Below are 21886 nucleotides of genomic sequence, written 5' to 3' on the forward strand. Positions count from 1 at the left end.
GGTTCCAACTAGTTTGGAATCCGTGCGGAAATATCTTTCCTTAGTTTTTATCTTTGTAATCTTTCAACCTACACTCTTCGCAATTGATAGTGATGCGATGAAGGAAGGAAAAAAGGCTTTTTCAAAAAAAGCCTATGGCGAAGCGATTAAAAAATTTACAAAACACGCCGACTCACACCCGCAAGACGGTGAGGCTTATATGTATTTGGGTTATATCTATGAATATAAAAAAGATTATCCCAAATCCATTCAAAACTTTAGAAGAGCAGCCGATTTGGATTTGGACAAAGACCAAAGAAAAACTGTCCTTCTCAAACTTGCTCTATTTTTTAATTACCACCAAGACTGGAATTTATCAGCAACATACTCTTCTCGATATCTGAAATACGATCCTAAAAATGAAGAGGTTCAAAAGATTTACAATCGCGCTGTGGGAAACAAAGGGAATCCTTCATCCACACATACGTATTCGCATCCAACAAAAGTAGAAACGAAGCCCATAGAGCCGAAACATTCGGAGATTAAAAAGGACAGTTCTAAAAAACCAGAAGAAGTTTCAGAAGCGGGAGAAACGACAAAACCAAGTGAATCCTATGAACAACTTTTGGCAAACCAACCCCACCTAGAAGATGTTCGTTGGGATTATGTTTTGTCTTTGTTTGATGAAAAAAAATACGATAAAGCGGAAGCCAATCTTAAAATCCTAATCGAAAAAAATCCATCTAGATCCAGATACCATTACAAACTAGGGATAGTCAAACTAAGACAGGATGATCCAAAGTCTGCGATTGAATCTTTTGAACGGGCTAAAAAAAATCCATTTTCCAAAGACACTAATGTATTTTTATACTATGTATATTTGAATGAAGGATTCGCCTTTCAAAAGTTAGCCGAAATTGATAAAGCAGAAACATCTTTCCAACAAGCTTACAAACAATTACAAAAAGACCCTCCGCTTTTGGCTTTGGCAAGGTTGTACGAACAAAAATCGGATTGGGAAAATTGTATTTCCTCTGCTGACAAAGCTTTGTCACTCAATCCAAACCAAGTAGAATCTCATATGTTTCGTTTTGTTTGTATGTTTGAAGCAGGCAAAAGAACAAAAAAATTTGACACAAGCTTTGCCAAGTATTCTGAATTTATTGATTCGAAATTTTCGGACCTGACACAAACTCCAGAAAAATACCAAGTTGGATTTATCAAACTGGCAAGGCGGTACACGGAGACCAATGCCTTTGACAAAGCAGAAATCTATTTTTCAGTTTTAGAAAAAGATCCGGCTCGGGCAGAATCTCGGGAATTTTTGTTCTATCGTGGGCGTAATTATTTTTATTCAGGGAAAGTGGACTCTGCCATTTCTATCCTTCAAAAAGTAACAGGTTCTTCCTCGGGTCATTACCTTCTTGCTAGATGTTATTCCAAAAAGGGAGATCTCGCGAAAACCAAAGAACAGTTTAAGTTGGCTGCCGACTTAAAACCAGAGTATTGGACTTCTGAATCTTTGGAAAAAGATTTTAAAGAGGTTTGGAAGGATTCTTCCTTTCGAGAATTTATCGGAACAAAAGCGGGTACTGTGAGTGCCCAAGTCCAACCATAATCAGTTACAAGTGTTGGTTTAAAATTTCAAACAGACAGAACCTCGAAAGACTCCTTCCGAGGTTGGAACATTCTAATCTTCTTTTGAATCTTTTCCGGAACCTGGACTTTTAAACAAATCGGCTCTTAATTTTTTAAAGGTATCTACTGAAATTTGCCCAGGAGCTTTTGGTTCGCCTAACGTCATATAGGTGAATGAAGAATGAAATTTATCTCCAAAAACGCGAGATATGAGCCCAAGTTCACCCATACAAATTCCAATCATTGTATTTGATTTAGATAAAAGTTTGATATCGTTTAAAAAATCGGCGGTTTCTTCAATGTCTTCTGGCGTGATTGCAAACTTGAAGATTGGGTTTTTCTTTTTTACGGGTTTTGCTTTGTTAATGAAATTGGTCATTTCATTCGCAAGGATAGACTTTTTAAAAGAATGATAGGAATAAATGATTCTATAGTTTAGAGTTTCGTAATTGCGAAAGATGGTATCTTCACGATTCAATTCAATGTCTAGATAGTTGGCATTGTCATTAAAATCTTTCAGGATTCCTTCCACATCTTCATGGAAAAGTTTTACATAAGACCGAACACTACTATCTTCTGCTCTTCTATATGTGAATAGAACGGGAAGACCGAGTGCCTTCAGCTTTTTTTTCATTTCTTTTTGGATGTAATTTCTCGAAAAAAGATCCAATCGAACTTCGATGATATCGACATCTTTTACATCTTTTTTTTGTAAATGGCGAAGGTCGTCTTCACCAACAGAAGCAACGATCTTATAGGAATCTGGCATATTAATTAAAGTCCTTTTTGTAATAAATCGTGAAGGGATATCATTCCCACAAAGAAACCCTTTTCATCCACAACGGGAGCTACAGAGATCGGTCTCTCGCGGCCTTCCATTTTGATGAGAACATCATAAGCTTTTTCTTCTGGTCGGAAACTATTTGGATTAACATTCATCATTTCCTTTGCCGTGACACTCGGTAATAGCGTATTTTTGGTCAGATATTTGCGGATGTCATAATCGGTAATGAGACCAACTAATTTGGAATTTGAATCCACAACTCCTGTGGCACCAATCCCTTTTTCAGTAATTTCTTTGAGAATGGTTTCTAAATTGGCATTTAGAGGAATGGAAGCATTTCTTTCTCCCTTTCGCATAACATCAGATAAAAACAAGGAAAGGCGTTTCCCCAGTCTACCTGCTGGATGGTATAAAGCAAAATCATTGGCTTGAAAATTCTTAAGTTCCATAAGAGCCACGGCAATGGCATCTCCGAGAACTAGTGCAATCGTTGTACTGGAAGTAGGAGCTAAATCCAAAGGGCAGGCTTCTTTTAAAACAGGAGTGATGATGACTACGTCGGAAAGAGAAGCTAATTTTGATTTGGCGTTAGCAGTGATCCCAACAATTTTGGCACCAATTTTGCGAAGTGTAGGAAGAATGTAATTGAGTTCTTCTGATTCTCCACTTTTGCCGATGGCAAGAACAACATCATCGGGCCCAACAATTCCTGAGTCCCCGTGAGAGGCATCAGTAGGGTGTAAAAAATAAGCCGAAGTTCCTGTCGAAGAAAGTGTATGAGAAATTTTTTTGGCGATATCACCTGATTTACCAACGCCTGTTACAATGACTTTCCCTGTTGAATTTAAAATTAGATCGATACAGTCTTTGACAGAAGGATCTAATTGGTCACGGAAGTGAACGAGAGATGAAATTTCATCATCTAGTGCTTGTTTTACGATTGATATTGTATCTTTTTCTTTCATGCGAGTAATTCCTCCCAGGCCAAACTATCCACTTTGATTTCATAAGAAAACGCAGTTTCCACTCCTGGAATCCTTAGGACTACTAAGGTTTTGTTTTTAACTTTTAAAATTTCCATCGTTTTCCCTTGTAATGGTCCACTGATGATACGAACCATTTTTCCTTTTTCCAAAACGGATTCAGGGTTTGCCTTTAAAGACTCTGAATACTTCTGCAGACCTTCTTCCAAAATGTCTAAATCATTTTGTGAAACGGTCGCTGGTTGTCCCTTATGAAATACAAAATGATGGGAGCCAGGTAATTGGAGGACTTTATTTTTATCCCGCCAGAAGACAATATGAACAAAAATATAAGAAGGTAGGATTGGGACATGGATCCATTTAAAACGATCCGTCCATTTTTTTCGTTCTTTGCGGATGGGAAGGTAGTTCTCTAGATGATATTTTTTTAGAAGTAAACTGAGTTTCTTTTCCGCTCGGGGTTTGGTATACACAATGTACCAAGCACTTTCTTCTATGGGGGGATTAGTCTCGGACATCTAAACGGAACCTAATGGGTAGAACAAAATCTTTACCTTTGGAATATTGAAACTGCCAATCGGCGAGTTGCCGACGCACCTGTAAATCAAAGACCTCATACCTACATGCTGTGACCACTGCAATTTTTTCTAGGGAACCATCTTCTCTTACAGAAAGTTTGTACACACAAACATCCTCTAATTTCTGTTCCAAGGCTAGGGCAGGATAACTCAGGCAGTTTTGAAATTCAGTGATTTCCTCTTCCAGGGTTTTGGTTCCGTCGTTTGTCGAGGAATTGGGGGAGGATGAGGGCGCTGAATTTCCGAATCCGGAAGAAAATTGCAATCGAATGGAAGGAACCGCCCCACCTTCTGTCAGGTGGAGAAGAGGCGAATCTATGTCACTTTGAAGGTTATAGCTGACGAGAGCCAAAAGTAATAAGAGATGCAATCCAAAAGTTATCCAAAGTGCTTTGTATTTCGGACCTTCAAAGAGGATGTGCATTCCAAGTTCATGAAAAACTTTATTGGAGAGAATGCAATCTCCATTTTCATTGTCCGTATATGCCTTCAAGTTGGGGAAAAATTTTCAGAGTGTCTACGTATGGTGAGTCCCACGGAACTTCCGTTGGTGTGGTTGTGGATGGAGTCCCAGCTGGTTTGCCTTTTCCAGAAGAAGAAATCCAAAAGGATTTAACTCGTCGTAGGCCAGGTCAAAATGATCTCACCACTCCACGAGATGAAAAGGATAGGATGGTTGTGGAATCTGGTGTGTTCCAAGGAAAAACAACAGGAAGTCCCATCCTCATGAAAGTGAACAACCAAAACACCATCGGTAGTGACTACGATGAAATGGCTCATGTGTTTCGGCCTTCCCATGCAGATTATACTTATTCAGAAAAATACGGTCACCGTGCCCATGTGGGTGGGGGACGGTCTTCGGTTCGAGAAACCATTGGCCGAGTTGCTGCGGCAGGTCTTGCTCGTGTGATCTTAGAACGCGAGTTAGGAATTTCAACTGTTGGTTGGGTTGACTCTATTGGGTCAATTGACTCTAACATTAGTGAATTGGAATATCCCCTTTCAAGAGATATTGTGGATAATTTTCCAACCAGATGCCCTAAACAATCAGCCAACGATGAAATGGAAGTTTTGATTCGTAAACTGCGAGATGAAGGAGATTCGGTTGGTGGGGTCGTAAAAATTGCTGTTCGTAATTTACCTCCAGGTCTTGGAGATCCCGTTTACGACAAGTTAGATGCCGATTTAGCAAAAGCAATTTTATCAATTTCTGCTTGTAAGGGATTTGAAGTGGGTTCAGGATTTTCTGGTACTCGCCAAACAGGAAGAGTTCACAACGATGAATTTTATATTGAAGCAGGAACTGGAAAAGTAAAAACAAGAACCAATAACTCTGGTGGAATCCAAGGTGGAATTTCTAACGGAATGGATTTGATTCTTCGAGCAGCATTCAAACCTACTTCTACCATCAAACTAGAACAAAAAACCATTAATGATAAAAAAGAAGAAACTATTTTAAAAGCGAAAGGTCGTCATGATGCTTGTGTTTTACCAAGAGCCGTTCCGATTGTGGAAGCAGTGGTAAATCTTGTCCTTGTGGATGCTTATCTTTACCAAAGAGCATTACAACCAAAATGGTTTTTGAAATATGCAAATTTAGATTCTATTCCAGAGCAATAAAGGTGATCTAATCGATATGAATCGTCCAAAAGTTTATAAAGTCCTTTTACTCGAAGATGATGAAAGTAGTGCAAAATTACTATTACATACTTTGGAAAGATACAACTTTGATATCACACATGTTGTGGATGGGATGTCAGGCCTTACCAAAATCAGAAACAATACTTATGATTTGGTGATTAGCGATGTCAATATGCCTTATCTCGATGGGATTAGTTTTTTAGAGAAGGGGAAAGAGATGTTGAAGACGACGCCCGTCATCATGTTGACCGCAGTGGGTGAAAAAGACCAAGTGCGAAGAGCAGCTCTCAGCCATGTTACCGCTTATCTTTTGAAACCGATTGCAAACCAAGCCCTTCTCGAAAAAATCGCACAAGTATTGCAGCTAAAACCAGAGAACATCATTGATAAAAAAGAATTTCCTTTGGTGATCAATGTCTCTGAACTTTCCATTTCGCAAATGCTTTTGGAGATTAAGGGTTGTCCGGGTAAAAAAGCCTTAGAGGAGATCTATGACCGGTTTATGTTATCTCTTGGAGGCCGAGGAACATTCACCAATTTGAGAATCAATCTCGATAACACCTTCTTCTATGAAGTTCGATCCTTACAAGTTTTGGATGATCTCATTGCAAAAATACTCAAACAGACCAATATCCGTGCAAGTTCCTTGTTTTTAGATTCGGAGTTCTTCAATAATCATGTAGTGGATTTACAGCCGTACTCCTATCTTTCCGAGGTAAACATAATTTCAAAATGAAGGTTTGACAAAAACGAAAGACCTAGGTCTAATCAAACCTAGGGGGCCTGTTCTTTGGTTAAGATAAAGATAGACGGACTCGAATACGAAGTCGACGAAAAGAAAAACCTCATCGATGCCACAAAAGAAGTCGGAGTCGAAATCCCTTACTTTTGTTATCACCCAGCACTCAGCATAGTCGGTATGTGCCGCATGTGCCTTATCGAAATTGAAGGTGTTCCACGTTTACAAGCAGCTTGTAATACTCCCGTAAAAGAAGGAATGGGTATTGTTACTAAATCAGACCGAGTGAAAGAAGCTCGAGCTGGTACTATGGAATTCCTTCTCGCGAATCACCCGTTAGATTGTCCAGTTTGTGATAAAGCTGGTGAATGTCGTTTGCAAGATAACGCATTTGGTTCCGGTTCTGGACATTCCAGATTTGAATTTGATAAACGAAATATTCCTCAAGAAGAGATTGGAACCAATCTCATCATCAATCATAATCGTTGTATAGTTTGTTATCGTTGCGTTCGTTTTGAAGAAGAAAAAGTTGGTCAGTCCAATCTTGGTCTTTTTGAACGAGGAAACCATTCCATCATTGGTCTTGCTAAATCAGAACCCATTGATCACAACTATCAAGGTGCTTTGGCAGATATTTGTCCCGTGGGTGCCCTACTAAATAACAAAACATTGTTTAAGTCGCGTGTTTGGTGGTATAAATCACAAAAGTCGGTATGCCACGGTTGTTCCACAGGTTGTAATGTAACAACGAATGTACGAGACAATAAAATGTATCGTTATATGGTTCGCGAAAACTATGACCAAGGTATGTTTTTCCTTTGTGATAAAGGAAGATTTGATTTGGATTGGATGCATCAAAATCGTCTCCATAGTTATTTGGAAGCGGGAAATCCTTCCACTTCTAAAGAGGTTATTTCGAAAATTGCAGACCGAATGAAATCAGCAAAATCGATTGCCGTTCTTGGTGGTGCTCATGAATCCAATGAATCTTTGGAAGCCTTAAAAAAAGGTTTTGATTTAGTTTCACGCGAGTTAGGTGGTAAATCCATCCAATGGGAATCACGTGTTACTGATGCACAAAACAAAGATACCGAACAAGTGGATTTTTTACTCACAAAAGACAACCACCCCAATACAAGAGGGGCAGTCGATTTAGGTATCACAACCACTTCAGGAGTTTCTGGAATCATTAGTGCCGTTAAGTCCGGTGCGATTGATTTAGTGATTCTTATCAAAGAATCAATCCCAGAAGGTTTGGATTCATCAAAAGTCATTTCTTTTGATACCAATTTGACGGATGCAGCAAAGAACGCAAGTTTGGCGGCACCGATTCAAATTTTTGCAGAATCTGCAGGTAGTTTTACCAATAAAACTGGTCTCAAACAAAACTTTGAACAGTCTTTGAATCCTATCAAGGGACTTTCAAGTGCTGCTGGTGTTGTGGATTTGATTTTACAGAAGTTAACTGAAAAAGTGGAGGCATCTGTTGGGAACCGTTAATGTAGTCAACGTCGCCAAAAAACATCAGTTTTCTTGGTATGAGAAATTCTATTTTTGGTCCATAGGTAAAGGCCTTTGGATCACACTGAAACATTTCATTAAGGTAGCTTTGTTCAACCAACAAGTAACCATTGAATACCCTGATAAAAAACGTCAGTATTCCACTCGGTTTCGCGGTATGCACTCGATGAAACGAGATGAAAAAGGGCGTGAAAGATGTACTGCATGTTTTTGTTGTATGTGGATTTGTCCTGCCAATGCGATTCATATCGAAGCAGCAGAAGTGCCTTCCGAACGACAACACCTCCATCCAGAAGATAAGTTTGCTAAGAAGTTTGAAATCAACTTACTACGTTGTATTTTCTGTGGTCTTTGTGAAGAAGCCTGTCCTAAAGGTGCGATTTACCTAGATGGAACTGGGGAAATGGCTGCTGACAACCGTGAAGATTTATTTTTAACCAAAGAAAGAATGATGGAAAAAACCGGCGGCCCTATTCTCGGCCAAAGGAATTAAGTTTATTTTTTCTTTTTGATACAATTGCCCGGGTTCCTGTTTTTTAATCAAAACTACCGGGTTTTGTTTGTAAAACCAACTTTATTATAACCTTCGTGAATTCACTTTCTTTGATTCAAAAATTCAAATACAGTTTTTCTTATATAGAATTCGTAAACCAATTGATAGTCATCAAAAGTTTGAAAATTCTTTTTAGTATTTTGATTTGGATACTTTTGTTTGGATTTCATTTTGCACTTTCTGCAGAAACTACCATCATTGAAAACGAAGAAGATGAAAGGCGTGTTCTTGAGAATCATGCTTTCGAAAAATTAAGATTTGGTCTCGCCAATCATATTCATTATTATAAAGTTAAAAAAACCAAAAACACTGTCGTAGAACAACGATCGGGTCGTAAACGATTGTATGATCATAATTTGATTTTACGTTCGATCTTTCGAAACCGGATTCTACATCATCAATATGGTTCCATTGGACGACTGTTAGATGGTGCTAGTTTTATCGATTTTGGAAGTGCCATTCTGTATGAAGAGGGAGCGGTTACGGTTCGAGATTTGTACGAAGACCAGTTTCTCTCAAGATATATCAAAAAAATTGTGGCAACCGACATCAACGACCCGGAATACGATCATACACGTTATATAGAAATCCATATGACGGAAAGAGATCCTTTTCCTTTTGCTTTCAACGAAATACCTTATCGTTTGGATGATCCCGAATACATTCGAGTACTCACAAGGATCTACACACCGAATGAATTTTCACCTGTGATCTTTCGTAGTACCAATTCTGGACCTGATTTGTTTTACACTGTAGAAGAGATGCGGGATCATTTTCGATCGGTATTGGATGCCAATCCGCATCGAACCATTTTATACTTCTTCAATCGTTACATTTTCTTCCGGACACCTTGCGAATCCAAATTCCAACTTCTCGGAACCATCGATGAAAAGGTCGGAGTGAACCATAGTTTCAGTGCCTGGCGATATGTGGACTGGAACAAAAGGGAATTTTCGGAAGCCATCGAACCCAATTTTCGATACATCCGTATTGCCGAAGAACGAAATGAAAGCAAAGCAGACAGGCTTGATTCGATGATTTCGGGGTTTGGATGCCAAATTCGAGCGAAAATGATCTACTACCGTCACAAATTCATGAAAACTATGACGAAATGATGATTTTTTTACTTTTCTTGTGGGACGAACTCTGTACGTTTTTCCTAGAAACACCCAGAGAGAGGTAAACCCATGGGGAATTCCTATATTATTGATGCTGTCCGAACTCCGAGAGGAAAGGGCAAAAAACGCGGGACACTTGCATCCGTCCACCCACAAGAATTAGCTGCTGCCACATTAAAAGCCATCCAATCACGTACCGGAATTGATCCAAAAACGGTTGAAGAAGTTGTAATGGGTTGTGTATCCCAAGTTGCTGACCAAGCTGCATGTATCGCGCGTTATGCGGTTATGGCTGCTCATTGGCCAAAAGATGTTCCAGGTTATACTGTGAACCGATTTTGTGGATCTGGATTACAAGCCCTCAACAACGTAGCAAACCATGTTGGTTCTGGAGCGATGGAACTCGGAGTTGGTGGTGGAGTTGAATCCATGAGCCGTGTGAAAATGGGTGATGATATGATTGGTCGTGATTTTAACGTTGGTAACGATAAAATTGCTGCACATTACAACCTAGTTCCACAAGGTATTTCTGCTGACTTAATCGCAACTAAGTATGATATTTCTCGCGAAGAAGCAGATCGTTTTGCAGAATCTTCACAACAAAAAGCACATGCTGCCATTCAAAACGGATACTTTAAAAAATCTGTGATCCCAATTACTTTGGATGATGGAACTGTAGTGACGGAAGAAGAAAACCCACGTTTGGAATCTGATTATGCATTCCTTTCTAGCCTTGGTCCTGTATTCAAAACTATTGGTGAAAAAGAATTGGATGCTATTGCATTACGTTCTTATCCAGAAGTAACAAAAATCAATCACATCCATACCCTTGGAAACTCCTCTGGTATTGTTGATGGTGCTGCTGCGATCTTAGTTACCAATGATGATGGTTTAAAAAAATACGGTTTGAAACCACGTGCAAAAATTCTTGCAACAGTGGCAACTGGTGAAGATCCAACAATCATGTTAACTGGTCCTGTTTCTGCTTCTCAAAAAGCTTTGAAACAAGCTGGTCTTAGTGTAAAAGATATTGATCTTTGGGAAATCAACGAAGCATTCGCATCTGTAGTGTTATACGTAAAGAAAACACTCGGAATTGATGAATCCAAAATCAATGTTAACGGAGGAGCAATTGCTCTTGGACACCCACTCGGAGCAACAGGTGCGATTCTTACTGGAACCGTTCTTGACGAGTTGGAAAGAAGAGACCTTCGTTACGGACTCATCACTCTTTGTATCGGTGGCGGTATGGGTATCGCTACGATCATTGAAAGATTGAAGTAAGACCTACCTTTTAAAAAACACGTTTAGATCCTTTGAAAGCGGGATTTAAACGTGTTTCGTCTATTACACAATATTCCTTGCCGTTACCGACCCTATTTTCAGGGATTTATGCGTAGTTCGTATAACATGCCTTTTATGCGAAGAACAAGAATACACATGCGTAAAACTTTGATAGCCCTGGGGATTTATACGCAATACGCATAACATACCTGTAAACGTATTGCAATTAAAAGTATTTTTAAATTTACCGCATACATAGATTTTCTTAAAATTAGAAGAATCCAGGAATTTAAGTTACTATATTGCATGGAAATTCTCTTTATCACAAAAAACATTTACTAACAAAATAGAAATTTTATCACAAGGAAAAAATGAATCGATTAGATGAAATAAACTTAAAAAAATTAAAGCTACTTAATAGCCACATTGAAGACGCACTAAAAAATCCAACATCGCGTTATTTCGATTTCGGAATTTATCTTAAATATTTTGAAGAATTTGAAATTCTTAGAGATTATTTCAAAGGAAATTATTCAGATCTGCTTTTAGATTTAGAAAATAAAAGTAAACCAGAATCCTCGAAAACTACTGATTTCGAAGGCAGAGGATTTCTACGACGTCAGGTGATAATCGATTTAAACAAAGACATTCAAAAAATAATTTCTAGGTCAGAATTTTTTGAAACAGATTCATCAAAAGCTACTCAACTAACTAATAATTCTCAAAAGATTTTTATTTCTCATGGAAAAAGTAAAGATTGGATAGAGTTGCAAAACTTCCTTACGCACCAATCACGCCTTGAAACCATTGAACTTTCACAGCAAGCAAATTTAGGAAGAACTATTCTACAAAAACTAAATGAAGAATCAAAAAAATGTAATTATGCAATTATTGTAATGAGTGGAGACGATACTGACCCTGATGGAAAAGCAAAAGCACGTGAAAATGTAATCCATGAAATCGGTTTTTTTCAAGGAACATACGGACTTGATAGAGTTTGTATACTCTACGAAGAAGGCACATCAATCCCAAGTAATATTTCTGGCGTAGTCTATATTCCATATAAACATGATGAAATTAAAAATACATTTTTAGATCTTCAAAAAGAATTAAAAGCAGCCGGATTTTAAAAATCTTGTTACGGCGTATAACAGCGACTAAACCACTTCGCATCGGGACTGACGCCCTCGCTCGGCCTGCGACACATTCCCCTTTTGGCACTCGCTTGCACGTGACCAGTCCCTAACGTTCCGTTGTGACTAAGGGTTGGGGAACGTTGTCTCCGCTGTCCTGTAAACGTATTGCAATTAAATCAGGCTCATTTGAGAAATGTACTATGAGCGTAACACAAACATTCCCTGGCACATCTTGTAACCAATGTAACTTCAAAGTCGCGGAAGTTTTAGATGGTTGTCCGTCCTGTGGGAGTGAATCCACTGAAAAAGTGGATTTGAAAGAGAATGGAACCATCCATTCCTTTACAGTTGTATATGTTGGATTTGGACATATGGCAAGCCGTGCCCCTTACGTTCTGGCAATTGTACAAACAGAAGAAAATGTAAAACTCACTACTGTCATTGAGGGTGTTACAGATTTTAGCACGGTTAAAATTGGAGATAAGGTTCGATTCAAAGGTATCGACGAGAAGATTGGCCCTGTATTTCAATATTAGAGTTTTTAATATATATTTTTTCTAATTCAATTTTTTTACTGCTTAAAGATATAAGATCAGAATATATTAAATATAAGTTCGCGGAAAATGAAATCTACTTCATCCAAAGAAACAACAAACCCGATACCACAACCAAAATCGAAACCAAAATCAAAAATTAGATTTCCATCGGAAGAAATATCATCTTATTATTTTAATTTAACGCCAGTAATGTTTGATAAGTTTATGGAAATCCGAACTTGGATTTATGAATTGTCGGAATCGGATGAACGTATTGGCGAAATTGAAGAATGTTTGAAATGGGCGGAGCCAAGTTTTTTGACGCCTAAAACAAAATCGGGTTCTACGATTCGAATTGCAAAAGTAAATGAAGTGGAATTTGCCTTATATTTCAATTGTAAAACTACGATTGCTAAAGAAATTGCAATTGAATTTCCTGAATGGAATTGTGATGGAAGAAGGGCATTGTATTTTAAAGCGAATCAAAAGCTATCCAAAGCCAAACTTATTGTTTGTTTAAAGAAAGCATTGTTGTATCATAAAAGATAATAACTAATTATAAGCTGATTCTACAAACATACTCGCAACAATATATTATCTTAATACTTCAATAAATTTATCGAATATATCTTTTTTTGAAACAGGTTTGGATAGAAAACCATTAAATCCTGCCTCTTCTATTTCACGTTGTTCCTCCAAAGTTACATTTGCCGTAAACGCTATTATGGGAGTAAATTTAAATCGATCAGCGTCTATTTTACGGAAAATTTTTAGTAATTCGAATCCATTTAAAGTCGGCATTTGAATATCCATTAATACAATATCAAACAAATTCTCATCAAATATAGTGACGGCTTCATAACCACCTGAGGATAGAGAAATACGAAACACTTCTTTTTCTAAGAATTTTTTTACGATAAGCAAATTTTCTTGAACATCATCTACGATTAAAACTTTTAAATTATGAAATTGTTCTTTTGATTGTTTGAGTTGAGAATTTTCTAAAATAGCAGAGGTAGAAATGAGTAATGGGATTTTAAATACAAATTCTGATCCCATACCTAGGGTACTTTTGACAGCGATATTTCCATTCATAAGTTCAACTAATTTTTTAGAAATTGCTAAACCTAATCCCGTGCCTCTTTGAAAAATTTGATTCGAATCATGAGCTTGGTAAAATCTTATAAATAAGTTACTAATTTTTTCCTCAGTCATACCAATACCAGTATCTTTGACTGTAAAAACAAAATACTGATTATTTTCTAAGCTAAGTGATAAACTAACTTTTCCATCATTCGTAAACTTAAATGCATTACTCAGCAAATTAAACAAAATTTGAGAAATTCTATTTGAATCACCTTTAACAAGCAAAGGAACATCTTTTTCAATTTGTATATCAAATGTTAACAGAGTTCCTTTAGTTTTGAATTGGAAAATTTTATTTAAATCATTCAATAAATGATCAATTCTAAATTCATGTGTATCAATCGATAGAAATCCTTGTTCTAATTTTGATAAGTCTAAGACGTCATTAAGAACGTTTAATAATGTTTTATTGGCTATATTGAAAATGGATACATATTCTTTTTGTTCAGGTTTTAATTCTGATTCATCAAGTAACTCTGCCATACCTGAGATTATGTTCATTGGAGTCCGAATTTCATGGCTCATATTTGCTAAAAAATCATTTCTAGCTTTAACGGACTTTTCCATTTGTTCGATTGCTAAATTTAATTCAATTGTTCTTTCATTCACCTTATTTTCTAGGTTTTCATTGAACAAAGTTAATTCATTTGTAAGTTGTTCATTTGTGCTAAACGCTTCAGAGTGTCTGACTGCTAATATGATTCCTTGAGTAAGAATCATAAAAATTAAACCATAAGAAGCGGTAAATGGTATTTGTATTTTCTCCTGAATAATTAACATATCAATTATGATAGTGACTAAAGCGACGAACATACTGCCTAATGATAACCAAGAATGTTTTATCTTTTTGGTTATCGCAAGAACATTGAGTCCGATAGAAAATAGGCTCAAAATTAATACAATATATTGAAAATGTAATACTGTATTTGAAATTGATAAAGTATCAACTATTAATGCGTAAATAAAGTAGCTTATAGAAATTGTATAACAAGAAATTATGATTTTATTTTTAAATCTAGATTCGATTGGTAAAGAGAAAAAATGAATTGCTAAACTTGGTGCAAAATACATCGCACTATACTCAATTAGTAAAAAAAGTTTATAATTTCCATTCGGAAAATATTCCCGTAAAATTTGTTCATTTTGAACTAATGCTCTTATTAGTAAGAAAAAGCATAAAATTGAAAAGATCAAACTAGACTTATCTGAATTTCTAATTAAAAAATAGAAAAAATAATATAAACTGATAATAAATAGAACACTAATTGAAAATAGATCCGAAACTCTTCGTTCGTTTGAAATTGAATTAATTGCTTTTGGAAAACCAAGATATATTTGTCTACCAATTCCTCCTACCCTATGTTCAAAATTAGATTCATGGATAACAATGTTTAGAATTTCCGAATCCGAATAAATATATCCTATCGAAGGTGCATGAACATTTTTCGAAGTTTCTTTCTTTGTTCCGAACATCCCCACTGATTGTGATAGTAATCCGTTAACAAATAATTCATAAGCACCCGCATGGTAATCTGCTCTTAGTAATAAAACTTTATTTTTCCAATTTTCTGGTATTTTAACTTGGAGGTAATAAGTTGCATATCCGGTGCTGCCTAATTTTTTCCCATCAATTATTTTTTGATTCCAAGAGCTGGGAACTAAAATGGTTTCTGATTCGGTTTCTAAATTTTGTAGTTGGTTTGGATTTTTAGATTCGTTCCAAAAAAATTTCCATTCACCTTTTAAATTTACGAATTCATTATTAATAATTGGGTCATTATGAATCGACAAATCAAGATACCCATTCTTAGCTACCGGTGAATTAGCCTGGGATTTAAATAGGTTGCACTGCAAAAAAGTAAGTTGATTTACTAAAAATAGAAATAATAAGATTAACTTTCGATTTTTTAAGACCACTACTTTTCGAAAATTTGATATTAATCATTGTTTGTCTACTAGAATTACCGGATTATTCTTGAAGTATTGATTTCTCCTTAAGATGATATACGAATTCCGAGTAACTTAGAAGTTACTCGTTTTTCTTTCCCCTTCCGGTTCTTTTTGACCTCTCCAACCGCCACCAAGTGCTTTATACAAACCAACGTTAGACTCTAATAAGCTGTATTTTAATTCATATACTTCGATTTGAGCTTCTAAGAAATCGCGTTGTGTGAATAAAACATCGATGTAGTCGATGCGGCCAGCTTTGAAAAGAATGTTAGAAATTTCTACGGATTCTTTTAGGTTTAATACTTGTTTGGTTTTTGCTTCAAACTTTTGATTTAAATTGTTTATTTTTACAATTTGGTTGGTGACTTCTGTAAAAGCTTTCAGGAGTGATACTTCATAATTGTATAAAGCTTGGATCTGCATATTGTTTGCAGTTGCATAGTTTGCTTCAATGGCTTTTCTGTTGATGAGTGGGGCAATGATTCCACCACCTAAACCATAAGCTAACGATACAGGTGTTCCTTTAAAATGTTTAGAATTAAAAGCTTCATATCCAATGTTTCCATCAATCATAAGTGAAGGATAAAACTTGGCTCGAGCCACTTCGACATCCAATTTTCTAGATTCTAAAATCAAGGTAGCTTGTTTGATGTCTGGTCGATTTTCTAAAAGATCAACAGGAACTGATTTTTGAATTTCAGGAAGTGTGATATCTAAAAAATCTCCAGACTTTCTTGTGATTTTTTCTGGGAACCTTCCAAGTAAAAAGTTCAAACGGTTTTCAGTGATGGCGATTCTTTGGACGATATCATACTTTCGCGCTAAGTTTTTAGAAACTTCTGCTTCAAAACGTTTTACGGCGAGTGAGGTTGTTCGACCAGCCTCCCTTTGGAGAACAACAATCTCTTTGACTTTGGTTAGTACTTCAATATAGTTCTCTACCAAGCTGAGTTGGTTGTCGAGGGCGATCAGTTCAAAATAAGTATCCGTAATTTCGGCTACCAAGTTAGTGACAACATATCGTTTTCCTTCGATTCCAGCCAGATAACGAAGATAAGCTGATTTAGTTGCATTTCTTAATTTTTTCCAAATATCAATTTCCCAACTCATCACAAGGCCACCGTGGGCAAAGAGAGTAGGGGAATTTGCATTTGGTGTACTAAACCGTTCTTTTTGTTCGCTTCCACCGTCAGCCTGGAGGGATAATTTGGGAAGGTATTCCCCTTGTCTTGCAAACACTTCATTGTTAGAAATGTTAATCTCTTGTTCTAAGATGGCTAGTTCCTGGTTGTTTTCAATCGCCACGTCAATGAGTTCGACTAACTGTGATTCTTTGAAAAATTCCTTCCAAATTTGATTTGCCAACTTCTCCGATTTTTCGGAACTTTCCCAATTTGAAAATTCATCAGGAAGTTTTAAATCCTCTTTGTCTCTTTCTAAAAGAGCGGGAATACAAGAGAATGTGAATAAAAATATTGAGGTAATGATAATTCGTTTCATCTTACTTCTTTCCCCTTTTTAATTGTTTTCTTTCGAGTTCTGAAGTTCTGTAACTCTCTGGTGATTCTGAGAGTGGCATAAGATCTTCTTTGTAGATTAAAGTTTTACCTTTCGCAATGTTTGCAAAGATGATGTATAATCCTGGAACGATGACCACTCCAAAGATAGTTCCGAATACCATACCACCTAACGCACAAGCACCGATTGTATGATTGGCGATGGCTCCAGGTCCTGTTGCAAAAACCAGTGGTAATAAACCGGCAACAAAGGCAAAGGAGGTCATAAGAATGGGTCGAAATCTAGCTTTTGCCCCTTCGAGAGCAGCTTCAAATACTGTTAAACCAGCTTCTTGCCTTTGCCTTGCAAATTCTACAATGAGCACGGCGTTTTTCCCAAGAAGACCGATTAGCATAATCATTCCAATTTGTGCATAGATATCGTTGGCAAGACCTAAAAGTTTTAATAGAAAGAAGGTTCCGAAAATTCCTGGTGGAAGTGATAGAATCACTGAGAATGGAATGATGAAACTTTCATATTGAGCGGAGAGAACAAGGTAAACGAATACAATCACCGCGAGGAAGATAAAGATCGCTTCATTCCCTCTGGCAGCTTCATCGTAGGAAAGACCTTCCCAACCCACTTCAAATCCTGAAGGTAAATTTTGAGAAGCTTTGCGAATTGCTTGGATGGCGTCACCAGTCGTATAACCTTTGTTCGGCAAAACATTGATTACCGATGATGTGTAAGCATTGTATCTTGTAATTTCGTTAGCGCCTTGTTTTTGTTCGAGAGACAAAAACGCTGAATAAGGAACCATTTCACCTTTGTCGTTTGGAGTGAATAAACTCAAAATATCAGATGGCAACCTACGAAATTCAGGAAGTGATTGGACATAAACTTTAAAGAATTGGTTAAAACGGATAAATCCTTGTTCATAAGTACTACCAACAAGGATATCCAAGTTATCCATGGCTTCGCCTATGTTGACACCTTTTTGCATCGCCAGTTTTCGATCCAATTTCACTTCGAGTTGAGGAAACTTTGCTGAATAAAAAGAAAATAATCCTGTTAACTCTTCTCTCTTTCTAAGTTCACCCATAAACTCTTCATGAACTTTATCGAATGCCGTATAATCCCCGCTATTTGTTTTGTCTAACAATCGAAACATAACACCACCCGCGGCTCCAAATCCTGGAACGGCAGGAGGTTCAAAAAACTCAATGATGGCACCGAAGTTTTTTGTATTGTGTTCGAGTTCTTCCATCACATCGTGAACGGAATTTTTTCTGTCAGACCAATCTTTTAAACTGATGAGACATGTTCCTGCGTTGGAACCTTCACCCTCTGTTAGGATTTCATATCCAGCAAGGGACGCAACTGAGTCCACACCTTCAATTTTAAGTGCAACTTCCTGGAGTTTGCGAGCGACATCATTTGTTTTTTCAATCGTTGATCCGGGAGGGGTTTGTATGACGGCGTAAATCATACCTTGGTCTTCTCCTGGAACAAATCCAGCAGGAACAATTTGTGTTAGTACGAGAAATCCAACTGTAAAACCAAGAAGGATGGAAACAATAAACACTTTCGATCCAGAAAAACGATGCATTAAGTTTACATATTTTTCTGTTACTTGATCAAAATAGAAATTGAATTTGGTTAAGAAGATATCGATGGGATTGTGAGTTTTTTTATCGTGAGAATGTGGTTTTAGAATCATGGCTGTTAACACTGGAGTGAGTGTTAAGGCTACAAATCCTGATAACACGATGGAAGTTGCCATTGTGATCGCAAACTGTCGGTAAAAAACTCCCACAGGCCCCGGTAAAAAAGTTACAGGGACAAAAACCGCTGTCATAAGGAGTGTGATGGCAATGACGGCACCACTAATCTCTCCTAAAACACTTTTTACAGATGCATAGACACTTAAATGTTCTTCTGACATTTTTGCATGCACTGCTTCCACAACAACAATCGCATCATCTACAACAATTCCGATGGCAAGAACCATCGCAAATAGTGTAATCAAGTTTATGGTAAGACCTAAAGCCAACATAAAAGAAAATGCACCAATTAAGGATACAGGAACTGCTATGATGGGAATGAGCGTGGAGCGCCAATCTCCAAGGAAGATAAAAACAACGATGGCAACCAGAACGAAGGCTTCTACCAGCGTATGAATTACCTTTTCGATTGCGGCATCGATAAAGTTTGAAACGTCATAACTGAGTTTGTAATCCATTTGTGGGGGAAATGTTTTTTTCAGTTCCTCTAACTTTGATTTGATATCCTCGATGACTTCTTTTGCATTACTTCCTTCCGTTTGTTTGAACATGATGGCTGCTGCGGGATGACCATCCACATCGGAATAAATATTATAAAACTCGCTATCCAGTTCAACTTTTGCTATATCTTTTAAGTATAGAACCTCTCCACCATTTTTGGCTCGTATGATGATGTTTTCATACTGCCCAGGTTCGTTGTACCAGCCTTCATAAGTCAAAGTATACTCTAAGGATTGTGCTTGTTTTCCGGAACTTTGTCCAAGCCGACCTGGCCTTGCAATGATACTTTGGTTTTGGATGGATTTCATCACTTCGGATGTAGTTACATTGTAGGCTCGCATTCGATCTGGATTCAACCAAACACGCATGGCGTACTGTCTTGTTCCTAAAATCTTGGCTTGTCCAATTCCATGAATTCGTTTTAATTCGGGAAGTAAGAAGACTGTGGCATAATTATAAAGAAACTTCTCACTCGCATTTGGATCTTTGCTGTATAAATTCACATACAACAACATACTTGGTTGTACAGGTTGTACAAAAATTCCTTCCAGTCGCACTAATTCAGGAACTCGATACATCATTTGATCGACCCTAGTTTTTACTTGTACGAGGGCATCGTTTGGATTGGTTCCAGGTTCGAATAACACTTGGATGATCGCATCACCAGAACTTGTGGATGATGAAATCATGTATCTCATTCCTGCAACTCCATTGATTGCTTGTTCAAGTGTTGTGATGGTTGATTGGACTAATACTTGTGCACTCGCACCAGGAAAGGATAAAGTAATGGTTACCCTTGGCGGTGCAATTTCAGGAAATTGTGATACTGGAATGTTTTTGATCGAAATCAAACCAACAAACACAATTAATACGGATAAAACGATCGCAAGAACGGGCCTTTGGAGAAATTTAGTAAACATAAATTGACCTCCTAATGAGCAGCTAATTCAAAACTTTTTAGTATATTCTCACGAGATTCAACTTTGTATTTGATTACATCATCATCGTGAACTTTACCAAGCCCTTCCAAAAGAATGATATCGTTTTCAGAAATTCCAGACTCTACAACAAATAGATGGGGAATTTCATTTGCTATTTTGATCTCAGTGGCTTTGATTTTACCTTTCAGGTTGACTATATAAACATAGTGTTTATCTAAAACTTCGAAGGTTGCTTTCTGAGGAATGATCAATGCATCTTTCAGTTTTTCATGAACGACAACGTTTCCTGTTTCTCCATGGCGTAAAAGTCTTTCTGGATTGGAAAATGTGGCTCGAAAGGGAATGGTTCCTGTTTCACTATCGAATTCACCTTCAATAGTATCAGCGACTCCTTCTTGTTGAAAGAATTGGTTATTTGCCATTAGAAACTTTACTTTTAATGGTTTGTCGCTAGATTTTCTTTCACTTGTGAAATTCAAATAATCCTTTTCCGAAACATTGAAGTAAACCCAAAGTTTGGAAATATCAGAGATTGTTGTTAAAAGTGTTCCTTCTTCTACCAAACTTCCCAAACGAACTTGGAACCTGTCGGTAATTCCAGTAAACGGAGCCGTTACTGTTGCTAAGTTAAGATGGATTTGTGCCAAGTCCATTGCGGCTTTATTTTTTTTCAGCCTAGCTTTGATTAATGACAACTCTGTTTGAGATACCACATTCTCTTTAAAAAGTTTTTCCGTGTTTTCAAATTCAATCGAAGTGGATTCATATTCGGCCTTTGCTTTTTCGTATTGTGCATTCACAAGCATAGGCATCACTTGAAAAAGTTTTTGGCCTTTTTTTACTACTTTCCCTTCATCCATATAGATGTTAGTTAAGTACCCTTTTTCAAATGCTCTGATTTCAATACGTTGGATGGCTTTTACTTGTGCCACATAACTTTTTTCAATCGTTACATCTTGTTTCCAAGGGTAAGCTGCTGTAAGTGAATTTTTTTCTTCGTGATTGCCAGAATGACAGTTCACTAAAGTTAGATTTAATAAGAATATACTAATGATAAGTATAAGAGATTTACGAAAATGCGAGTTTTTATGCTCTAAAGAAAATTCCATGGTATCCTCACTTTGTCCAATCAAAAGTTGAAACAAATGATTTAGATCTAAGATCATCCGGCGTCATAGATATGCGCCATTAAAGGTAAAAGATGTTAGATGGAATTGATTGGAGGAGCGCGGTTCTTCTGTCTTTCTAAGATGATGTTAGAAATTGGTTCCTGAAGATGGAAACTTAAACTTTCAGAAGAAAGTTCAATAGGTGAAGGAATATATGAAAATAAAGATGAGTGAATGTGGTTTTGATGGAAAGCATCTAATTTAGCTTCTTCTTCGCTAGGTTCAGATATATTGCTAACGAAAAAGTTTAAATCGTACAAACTTGATGTTTTGTAAGATTTTGTTTTAACGTTGTTGGTAAGACTCGCTGGGTATCCTTCAGTGTTTGTACTGATGAATACAAGTGAAAATAGCATGATTGCGATCTTACTTGCGATAGTCTTTGTCATAACCTGAACCATCTACTGC

General features: G+C 37.0%; 19 protein-coding genes. 10 read left to right on the plus strand and 9 right to left on the minus strand.

Annotated features, from left to right (window positions below):
* Positions 1–13: 13 nt before the first annotated feature.
* A complete protein-coding gene (locus EHQ70_RS16035) occupies positions 14–1597 on the plus strand; it encodes a tetratricopeptide repeat protein (RefSeq protein WP_135588062.1) in 1584 nt (527 codons plus the stop codon).
* A 72-nt stretch (positions 1598–1669) separates the two neighbouring features.
* On the opposite strand, the gene EHQ70_RS16040 is transcribed toward EHQ70_RS16035, so the two are convergent.
* Genes EHQ70_RS16040 through EHQ70_RS16055 form a run of 4 tightly spaced genes read right to left on the minus strand, consistent with a single transcriptional unit; the run spans position 1670 to position 4386 of the window.
* Positions 1670–2386, minus strand: coding sequence for a type I 3-dehydroquinate dehydratase (locus EHQ70_RS16040; protein ID WP_135588064.1), 717 nt, complete (start codon positions 2384–2386; stop codon positions 1670–1672).
* Between the two features lie 5 nt (positions 2387–2391).
* Positions 2392–3366, minus strand: a complete 975-nt coding sequence (locus tag EHQ70_RS16045) for a KpsF/GutQ family sugar-phosphate isomerase (RefSeq protein WP_135588066.1) — start codon at positions 3364–3366, stop codon at positions 2392–2394.
* Positions 3363–3902, minus strand: a complete 540-nt coding sequence (locus EHQ70_RS16050) for a UpxY family transcription antiterminator (protein ID WP_135588068.1) — start codon at positions 3900–3902, stop codon at positions 3363–3365. The genes EHQ70_RS16045 and EHQ70_RS16050 overlap by 4 nt, the downstream gene beginning before the upstream one ends.
* Positions 3889–4386 carry an LIC_10042 family TonB-like protein gene (locus EHQ70_RS16055; RefSeq protein WP_244288374.1) on the minus strand — a complete coding sequence of 166 codons (498 nt, stop codon included), beginning with the start codon at positions 4384–4386 and terminating at the stop codon, positions 3889–3891. The genes EHQ70_RS16050 and EHQ70_RS16055 overlap by 14 nt, the downstream gene beginning before the upstream one ends.
* A gap of 59 nt (positions 4387–4445) precedes the next feature.
* Between EHQ70_RS16055 and aroC the strand changes: the two genes are divergently transcribed.
* From aroC to EHQ70_RS16100, 9 genes are all read left to right on the plus strand, one after another.
* Positions 4446–5582: a chorismate synthase gene (gene aroC, locus EHQ70_RS16060; RefSeq protein WP_135588072.1), complete on the plus strand. Its 1137-nt coding sequence runs from the start codon at positions 4446–4448 to the stop codon at positions 5580–5582.
* 16 nt (positions 5583–5598) lie between these two features.
* Positions 5599–6339 carry a response regulator gene (locus tag EHQ70_RS16065; RefSeq protein WP_135588074.1) on the plus strand — a complete coding sequence of 247 codons (741 nt, stop codon included), beginning with the start codon at positions 5599–5601 and terminating at the stop codon, positions 6337–6339.
* 54 nt (positions 6340–6393) lie between these two features.
* Positions 6394–7842 (plus strand): NADH-quinone oxidoreductase subunit G, encoded by a 1449-nt coding sequence (locus tag EHQ70_RS16070; protein WP_135588076.1) that lies wholly within the window; start codon positions 6394–6396, stop codon positions 7840–7842.
* On the plus strand, positions 7829–8356 hold the full coding sequence (locus EHQ70_RS16075) for a NuoI/complex I 23 kDa subunit family protein (protein ID WP_135588078.1): 528 nt from the start codon (positions 7829–7831) through the stop codon (positions 8354–8356). The genes EHQ70_RS16070 and EHQ70_RS16075 overlap by 14 nt, the downstream gene beginning before the upstream one ends.
* Before the next feature lie 185 nt (positions 8357–8541).
* The gene (locus EHQ70_RS16080) at positions 8542–9531 is read left to right on the plus strand and encodes a hypothetical protein (protein ID WP_425270052.1); all 990 of its coding nucleotides are present in this window, start codon (positions 8542–8544) and stop codon (positions 9529–9531) included.
* 72 nt (positions 9532–9603) lie between these two features.
* Entirely contained in the window at positions 9604–10818 is a 1215-nt protein-coding gene (locus EHQ70_RS16085) for an acetyl-CoA C-acetyltransferase (protein WP_135588080.1), read from the plus strand.
* Between the two features lie 371 nt (positions 10819–11189).
* Entirely contained in the window at positions 11190–11948 is a 759-nt protein-coding gene (locus EHQ70_RS16090) for a TIR domain-containing protein (RefSeq protein ID WP_135588082.1), read from the plus strand.
* A gap of 206 nt (positions 11949–12154) precedes the next feature.
* The gene (locus EHQ70_RS16095) at positions 12155–12490 is read left to right on the plus strand and encodes a Zn-ribbon domain-containing OB-fold protein (protein WP_135588084.1); all 336 of its coding nucleotides are present in this window, start codon (positions 12155–12157) and stop codon (positions 12488–12490) included.
* Positions 12491–12577: 87 nt separating this feature from the next.
* The gene (locus tag EHQ70_RS16100) at positions 12578–13039 is read left to right on the plus strand and encodes a hypothetical protein (protein ID WP_244288376.1); all 462 of its coding nucleotides are present in this window, start codon (positions 12578–12580) and stop codon (positions 13037–13039) included.
* A gap of 45 nt (positions 13040–13084) precedes the next feature.
* Here EHQ70_RS16100 and EHQ70_RS16105 read toward each other — a convergent pair whose 3' ends face one another.
* From EHQ70_RS16105 to EHQ70_RS16125, 5 genes are all read right to left on the minus strand, one after another.
* On the minus strand, positions 13085–15427 hold the full coding sequence (locus tag EHQ70_RS16105) for an ATP-binding protein (protein WP_135736258.1): 2343 nt from the start codon (positions 15425–15427) through the stop codon (positions 13085–13087).
* Positions 15428–15658: 231 nt separating this feature from the next.
* A complete protein-coding gene (locus EHQ70_RS16110; protein ID WP_135588088.1) occupies positions 15659–17086 on the minus strand; it encodes a TolC family protein in 1428 nt (475 codons plus the stop codon).
* Position 17087: 1 nt separating this feature from the next.
* Positions 17088–20288, minus strand: a complete 3201-nt coding sequence (locus tag EHQ70_RS16115; protein ID WP_135588090.1) for an efflux RND transporter permease subunit — start codon at positions 20286–20288, stop codon at positions 17088–17090.
* An 11-nt stretch (positions 20289–20299) separates the two neighbouring features.
* On the minus strand, positions 20300–21418 hold the full coding sequence (locus EHQ70_RS16120) for an efflux RND transporter periplasmic adaptor subunit (RefSeq protein ID WP_135588092.1): 1119 nt from the start codon (positions 21416–21418) through the stop codon (positions 20300–20302).
* Between the two features lie 95 nt (positions 21419–21513).
* On the minus strand, positions 21514–21867 hold the full coding sequence (locus tag EHQ70_RS16125; protein ID WP_135588094.1) for a hypothetical protein: 354 nt from the start codon (positions 21865–21867) through the stop codon (positions 21514–21516).
* Positions 21868–21886: the final 19 nt, after the last annotated feature.

Origin of the sequence: Leptospira congkakensis, assembly GCF_004770265.1 — a bacterium.
GTDB lineage: Bacteria > Spirochaetota > Leptospiria > Leptospirales > Leptospiraceae > Leptospira_A > Leptospira_A congkakensis.